This window comes from Fretibacterium fastidiosum, from assembly GCF_000210715.1.
GTDB classification, from domain to species: Bacteria; Synergistota; Synergistia; order Synergistales; family Aminobacteriaceae; genus Fretibacterium; species Fretibacterium fastidiosum.
Genome location: NC_021038.1, coordinates 845,032 through 847,416, shown reverse-complemented (window position 1 = coordinate 847,416; position 2,385 = coordinate 845,032). Strand labels below are relative to the sequence as shown.

The 2,385-nt window shown below is 44.7% G+C and carries 3 protein-coding genes; all 3 read left to right on the top strand.

Annotation, left to right across the window (positions count from 1 at the left end; all coding sequences use genetic code 11):
* A partial coding sequence (locus tag SY1_RS03775; protein WP_208872749.1) for a phosphate/phosphite/phosphonate ABC transporter substrate-binding protein occupies positions 1-631 on the top strand: 631 nt, incomplete at its 5' end.
* Positions 628-1,374 (top strand): phosphonate ABC transporter ATP-binding protein, encoded by a 747-nt coding sequence (phnC, locus tag SY1_RS03770; protein WP_341523454.1) that lies wholly within the window; start codon positions 628-630, stop codon positions 1,372-1,374. The genes SY1_RS03775 and phnC, both read left to right, overlap by 4 nt.
* A gap of 70 nt (positions 1,375-1,444) precedes the next feature.
* Positions 1,445-2,191, top strand: a complete 747-nt coding sequence (gene phnE / locus SY1_RS03765) for a phosphonate ABC transporter, permease protein PhnE (protein WP_208872748.1) — start codon at positions 1,445-1,447, stop codon at positions 2,189-2,191.
* The last annotated feature ends 194 nt before the right edge of the window (positions 2,192-2,385 follow it).

Below are 2,385 nucleotides of genomic sequence, written 5' to 3'. Positions count from 1 at the left end.
CGATGTTGCGATGTTCGGTCCCCTCTCTTATGTTTTGGCCTCCTCCATTGCGGATGCGGAAGCATTTGCTTCGGATTACAGAAAAAACACGGGTAGCTTTTATAAGGCGTATGTCATCGTACATCCTGACAGCGGCATAGAAAACCTGACGCAGCTGAAAGGAAAAAAATTTGCGTTTGTGGATCCTGCATCTACGGGTGGATACATGATCCCAAAATTAGAGATGTTGAACATGGGAATAGACCCCGATAAAGACTTTGCCTCCGTGATATTTGCGGGCGGACATGACGCGTGTGCGTTGGCAGTGAAAAACAGGAGTGTCGACGGTGCCACCGTAGTGGCGTTTATGTATGATAAAATCATGGAGGAGGGGTTGATCTCGGAGAAGGACGCAAAGATAATCCATACGACGCAAAAATTTCCAGGCAGTGCTTGGGCGTACAGGAGGAGCTTGGACGATAAAACCAAGAGGGAAATCAAATCGATTATGCTGGGTCTGACCGATGAGGAAAAAGAGGAATTGAGAGAATTCCTTGGCTCAACGATAAAGTGGGCGGAGGTTAAGGATTCGGATTATGATTCTCTAAGAGAGGCTGCAAAAAAGCTGAACATCGACTTAGAGGCGCAATGACAATGCTCGAGATTCGCAACCTGTCGAAATCTTTTAAAAATGCCCCCTGGGCACTGAACAATGTGTCGTTGAGTGTCCAGGAGGGTGATTTTATCATGTTGCTTGGGTTGAGTGGATCGGGTAAGACCACTTTGTTGAGGTGCATCAATTTTCTTCAAAGGCCCACCTCAGGTTATGTCTCCTTTAATGGGAGAGAAATAAGAGATAAGAAGAGCATCATATCCGCTAGAAAAAAGATGGGGATGGTCTTTCAAAATTTTAATTTAATCGAGCAATTGACCGTGTTACAAAATGTCCTGTGCGGGAGGTTGTCGTACGCCAATAAGCTGCTGTCCTGCCTTAAGATGTTTTCGGAGGAGGATATTGATATTGCGCTTGATTGCATCAAGCAGGTGGGTTTGGAAGATAAAGCGTATACAAAAACCATGCATTTGAGTGGTGGTCAAAGACAACGTGTCGGAATAGCCAGGGCACTTGCGCAAAGGCCTGTCCTCTTGTTGGCGGATGAACCGGTAGCGAGCCTCGACCCAAGAACCTCAAGGCAGGTTTTGGAAATCTTGAAGGAGATCAATAAAAGTTACAGGATCACAACCGTGGTCAGCAATCATAATTTAAGTCTGGCGTTGGAATATGGAACTAGAATAGTAGGTTTAAAGAACGGTGAACTTGTGTTGGATAAAAAAAGAGATCAAATCACTAATTCAGAAATATCAGCTTTATACGGCAGCAATCATGAAGAATAGCCGGATCGTCAGCACAAAATACAGACTTGTCGTCAACGCCTCGTCAGACGGGTGGCTGTTGCTTAAAAGGATGCTTCAGGTAGTCGCGGTTGTAGCCGTAATTATCTGGAGCTTTTACAGCATTGGCTTTAGCCTCAAGGAGTTGATTCAGGGACTGGACGGAATCGTAGATATTGCCGGAAGAATGTTCCCTCCTAAAGTAAGCAAGTGGAGAGGCATTGTAAAACCGATTGTTGAAACGATCAATATTTCGGTTAGCGGAACATTTATAGCGGTGCTTTTGTCCATTCCGCTGGGAATATTGGCTGCGAAAAACATCAGTCCAAATGGTTTTTTTTATAATTTGAGCAGGCTGTTGCTCAACACGATAAGGACGATTCCCGATATGGTGTTTGCATTAATTTTTGTTGCGGCTGTTGGCTTGGGCCCGTTGCCTGGAGTTCTTGCCATCGGCGTCAGTTCGTCTGGGATGCTGGGAAAGTTTCTTGCAGATTCCATCGAAGGAACAAATCAGGGGAAAATAGATGCGATAAGGGCAACAGGGGCCAATTATATGCAAGTTTTGGTCTATGGAGTCATCCCCCAGATCACGGCGGAATTTATATCCCTCGTGCTGTTTCGATGGGAGATGAATTTTAGGTCCTCAACCGTTCTTGGGATCGTCGGGGCGGGGGGAATCGGGTTTGATCTGATCACGTCGATAAGATTGTTTCAGTACAAGGAGACAACCACGATCTTATTGGGGATTTTACTGGTTGTCATCTTGGTTGATTTTATCTCTAATTCTATTAGAAATTCGTTGAATGCGGATGATTAGGAAACGGCGTGGCTGTCGCCCTTTTTTGTTTGAGAGATTACTTCGAGGTGGGAAACATGACGAGTCAATCAGAAATAAAGATAGCACTGTGCAACAGGGGGTTCAAAGAGATAGATCAATTGTTTCAATTCGCCTATGATAATAACTTTCAAGGAGTGGAATACACGATAGAGGCAGAATCGTATACGGATTTT